This window comes from Streptomyces antioxidans, from assembly GCF_000968685.2.
Taxonomy (GTDB): domain Bacteria; phylum Actinomycetota; class Actinomycetes; order Streptomycetales; family Streptomycetaceae; genus Streptomyces; species Streptomyces antioxidans.
Genome location: NZ_LAKD02000215.1, coordinates 1 through 5,028, shown reverse-complemented (window position 1 = coordinate 5,028; position 5,028 = coordinate 1). Strand labels below are relative to the sequence as shown.

Here is a 5,028-nt window from a genome sequence, read left to right as displayed (position 1 = left end):
GCCCACTCTTCGAACAACCCCGACAACGACACCTCGTCCGGATCAGTGCATGCCTCAAGCGGTGTGTTCTCCACCATTCCACCCAGCCAATTCATCGAGGAGTCGCATCACATGAAGAGACGCGTGAGGGTAGTTATCTGAATCCAGTGGTTGTCTGAATCAGTGGTTATTTGAATCCGGCCCGCATTTGAGTGTCCTTGCCCGCTCGTACCAGCGTCGCCGGATGACATCTCATGGGCAAGTGAATGGCAGCTTGGTGCAGTGGAGCCCGCGCCGTCTTCGCCGGTCGAACCCGGTGTGGCCCGCTGACATTCGCAGAGAGAACACGCAGGTCAGAAGTGCTGCGTCGAGATGCCTCGAGAACCGGCGAAGGCATCTAGGTGCCACCTGTCCGCATTGCCGGTTATCGCCGAGAACAACGATCATCGGAGTGTTTTGGCGCCTATTAAAGATCGTTGACGGGCTCGCCTGGCTCGGTTACGTTGAATTATTCGGACAGAGTGAATGCCCGCGTGTCCACCGCACTCCTCGTTGCTCCTTCTTCTCCTTATCCATCTCCGTGTGATCTGTGTAGTGCATCAGTGCGAGCGGTCCGAACAGGGGGATTCCCATGGTCCGATCCCGGATCGAAGAGCTTCTGCCGCTGACCCCGCTGCAGGAGGGGTTGCTGTTCCACGCGGTCTATGACGATGGCGCGCCGGATGTGTACATGGTGCAGCTGGTCTTCGATCTCGACGGTCCGGTGGACGCACAGCGCCTGCGGTCCGCGGCACAGGCGATCGTGGATCGCCATATGAGTCTGCGTGCGGGTTTCATAACCCGCGGAGTGCCCCGGCCGGTACAGGCCATCGCGGGGCGTGTGCGGGTGCCGTGGCGGGAGGAGGATCTGCGCGGTCTGGGGGAGGCGGAGGCGCGGGATGTCTTCGAGCGGTGGCTGGCGGAGGACCGGGCCGACCGTTTTGATCTGGCGCGGCCGCCGTTGCTGCGGTTCGCGTTGTTCCGCTTCGGTGAGGACCGTTTCCGGCTGGTGATGACCAATCACCACATCCTGTTGGACGGCTGGTCCACGCAACTGCTGATGCGGGAGTTGGTCACCCTTTACCACCAGGAACCCGAGGCCTCCGCCAACACGCTGCCCTCCGCCGTGCCCTGGCGTGAGTATCTCGCGTGGTATGGGTCGCGGGATCGGGGTGTGGCGGTTGCGGCGTGGTGTGGGGTCTTGGCGGGGGTGGAGGAGGCGTCGGTGTTGGGGCCGGTGGTTTCCGGTGGTGGTGGGGGTGGGGTGGTGCCGGGTGAAGTGTGGTGTGAGGTTCCGGAGGGTTTGACGGGGCGGTTGGTGGAGTGTGGGCGGGAGTTGGGGCTGACGTTGAACACGCTGATCCAGGGGGCGTGGGGGATCCTTCTGGGCCGGTTGACCGGTCGGGAAGACGTGGTGTTCGGGGCGACGGTGGCGGTGCGGCCGGCGGAGTTGGCGGGTGCGGAGTCGTTGGTGGGGTTGTGTATCAATACGGTGCCGGTGAGGGTTAGGGCGGGGGCCGGGGTGCGTGCGTCGGGGTTGTTGTCGGGGTTGCAGGAGACGCAGGCGCGGTTGTCGGAGTACCAGTTCGCGGGGTTGCCGGAGATCCAGGCGGCCGCGGGACCTGGCGCGCGGTTCGACACGGTGGTGATTTACGAGAACTATCCGGTGGCGGCCGACGCGACCGGGGATGGCGCAGTGCGGGTCCGGGCCAGTGAGGGCCGGGATGCCACGCATTACACGTTGGCGCTGACGGTGATCCCTGGTGAGCGGCTGCAGGTGCGGTGGGGATACCGGCCCGATGTGTTCAACCAGGATGCGATCGAGCTCATCGCGGCCCGTTTCGCGCGGGTGCTGGAGGCGATTGCCGCCGATCCGAGCTGTCTGGTGGGGCGCATCGATGTGCTCACAGGCGAAGAGCGGCAACGGCTGGAGACATGGAGTGGGCGCGCGTCTGGCGACGACGCCCCCGGTCACGGGCTTTTGCCGGGGTTGTTTGAGGGGTGGGTGCGGCGTGATGGGGATGCGGTGGCGGTGGTGTGTGAGGGGTGTGAGGTGTCGTATGGGGAGGTGAATGAGCGGGCGAATCGCTTGGCGCGGGTGTTGGTGGAGTTGGGGGTGGGTCCGGAATCGCGGGTGGGGTTGGTGGTGTCGCGGTCGGTGGAGATGGTGGTGGCGTTGCTGGCGGTGGTGAAGGCGGGTGGGGCGTATGTGCCCATTGATCCGCGGTATCCCGAGAGCCGGATTGCCTTCATGCTCGAGGACGCTGCTCCGGGGGTGGTGCTGGCCACGGTGGAGACGGCTGAGCGGGTTGCTCAGTGTGATATCGGCCGGTTGTTGGTGTTGGACGATGAGCGCACTCGGCGGCTTCTGGCTGGAGTGTCGGCCGCTGACCTGACGGATGCTGATCGCGTGAGCCCGATTGATGCTGGGCATCCGGCGTATGTCATCTATACGTCGGGGTCGACGGGTGTTCCGAAGGGTGTGGTGGTGTCTCGGGGGGCCGCTGAGGGGTTTTTGGGTGCGGTGGGGCGGCGGGTGGCGTTGGAAACCGGGGATCGGTTGTTGGCGGTGACCACGGTTTCTTTTGATATTGCGGCGTTGGAGGTGTTTTTGCCGTTGGTGTGTGGGGCGGGGGTGGTGGTGGCGTCGGATGGTGAGGTGGGTGATCCGGTGGCGTTGTCGGGGTTGGTTGGGCGGTGGGGGGTATCGGTGATGCAGGCCACGCCGACGTTGTGGCAGGCCATTGTCTCCCAGGCCCCGGAGATGCTGCAGGATCTGCGGGTGCTGGCTGGTGGTGAGGCGTTGCCGGGGCCACTGGCTCAGCGGTTGGGGGAGTTGGGTTCGCAGGTGGTCAATCTGTACGGTCCGACGGAGTGCACCATTTGGTCCGCCACCGCCACTCTCGACCCGGCCGATCAGGGTGCGCCGCCGTTGGGGCGCCCGTTGTCGAACACCTCGGTGTATGTGTTGGATGGTGGGTTGGGGTGGGTGGCGCCGGGTGTGGTGGGCGAGTTGTATGTGGCGGGTTCGGGGTTGGCGCGGGGGTATGCGGGGCGTGCGGGGTTGACGGCGGAACGGTTCGTGGCCTGCCCGTATGCCGAGCCCGGTGGGCGGATGTATCGCACGGGGGACTTGGTGCGGTGGGATGCCCAGGGTCGGCTGGAGTTTGTCGGTCGGGTGGATGATCAGGTCAAGGTGCGTGGCTTCCGGATCGAGTTGGGTGAGGTGGAGGCTGCGCTGGCCTCGTATCCGCAGGTGGCGCGCGCGGCGGTCGTGGTCCGGGAGGACCGTCCCGGGGACCGGCGGCTGACTGGCTATGTTGTACCGACGGCCGGGTCCCGTCCGGTGGCCTCGGAGTTGCGCGGGTTCCTGACCGGTGTGTTGCCGGAGCACATGGTGCCCGCGGCCGTTGTCGTCTTGGAGAGCTTGCCGTTGACGGCGAACGGAAAGTTGGACCGCAAGGCGCTGCCCGCTCCCGATTACACCCTTGCCCCCGGCCGTGCACCCGCCACCCCCGTGGAGGAGTTGCTGTGCGGGTTGTTCGCCCAGGTGCTTGGCCTGTCCGATGTCCCTGCCGACGCCGACTTCTTCGTGCTGGGTGGGGACAGCATCATGTCCATCCAGTTGGTGGGCCGAGCTCGTCGTGCGGGGCTGGTGTTCACCCCGCGTGAGGTGTTCCAGCACAAGACTCCCGCCGCCCTCGCCGCCACCGCCCGGGCCCCAGAGACCCCGGCCGTTCCCACGCGATCGACGGCCGCCACCTCAGACGCCCCCTCGCCCTCTCACTCCTTGGTCTCGCTGAGCCAGTCCGACCAGGAAGCGATCAAGGCGAAGATCCCCCAGCACGGTGAGGTCCTGCCCCTGGTGGCCGGACAGGAGGGGTTGCTGTTCCACGCGGTCTATGACGATGGTGCGCCGGATGTGTACATGGTGCAGCTGGTCTTTGACCTTGAGGGTTTGGTGGACGTGGTGCGGTTGCGGGGGGCCGTGGAGGGGTTGTTGCGGCGGTATCCGCAGGTGGGTGCGGGGTTTGTGCATGAAGGTGTGTCGGTGCCGGTTCAGGTGGTTCCTGGTGACGTGCGGGTGCCGTGGCGTGAGCAGGATTTGCGGGATCTGGGGGAGGTGGAGGCGCAGGGTGTCTTCGAGCGGTGGCTGGCGGAGGACCGGGCCGACCGCTTCGATCTGGGGCGGCCGCCGTTGCTGCGGTTCGCGTTGTTCCGCCTGGCCGAGGGCCGTTCCCGGTTGGTGATGACGAATCATCACATCCTGTTGGACGGCTGGTCCACTCCGTTGGTGGTGCGGGATCTGTTCGCTTTGTACGAGCGGCCGGGCGGGGAGTCCGCACTGCCCAGGCCGACGCCGTACCGCGACTACCTCGCGTGGTACGGATCGCGGGATCGGGGTGCGGCGCTGGAGGCATGGCGTAAAGCGTTGGCGGGCGTCGAAGAACCCACCCTGCTGACGCCCGCGGACCCTGGGCGCCAGGCCGTGGCCCCCCAGGACGTCTCACAGCTCCTCTCGGAACCCCTCACCGCTGCTCTGACCGAGCGGGCGCGCGAGGCCGGTCTGACCCTGAACACCGTGATACAGGGCGCCTGGGGCCTCCTCCTGGCCCGTACGACCGGTCGCGATGACGTGGTCTTCGGAACGACAGTGGCCGTCCGGCCACCCGAGATTCCCGGCGTCGAATCCATGGTGGGGCTGTTCGTCAACACGGTGCCGCTGCGGCTTCGCCTACTCGCGGACGACAGCCTGGCGGCGATGCTCATCAGGCTGCAGGACGAACAATCGCGGCTGCTCGACCATCAGTTCCTGAGCCTGACCGACATCCAGCAGAGTGCCTATGCCGGTTCGGGACCGCTCTTCGACACCGCGACGGTCTTCGAGAACTACCCCGTGGACGACGCCACTTTCGGCCGCACCGACAGCACACTCAAGACCACCGCCATCGCCGCCCACGACGCCACGCACTATCCCCTGGCGCTGATGGTGATTCCGGGTGAGCGGCT

General features: G+C 66.3%; 1 protein-coding gene. It reads left to right on the top strand.

Annotated features, from left to right (window positions below):
* Positions 1-610: 610 nt before the first annotated feature.
* The coding region (locus tag VT50_RS37780; RefSeq protein ID WP_143645382.1) for a non-ribosomal peptide synthetase at positions 611-5,028 on the top strand (4,418 nt) is incomplete at its 3' end.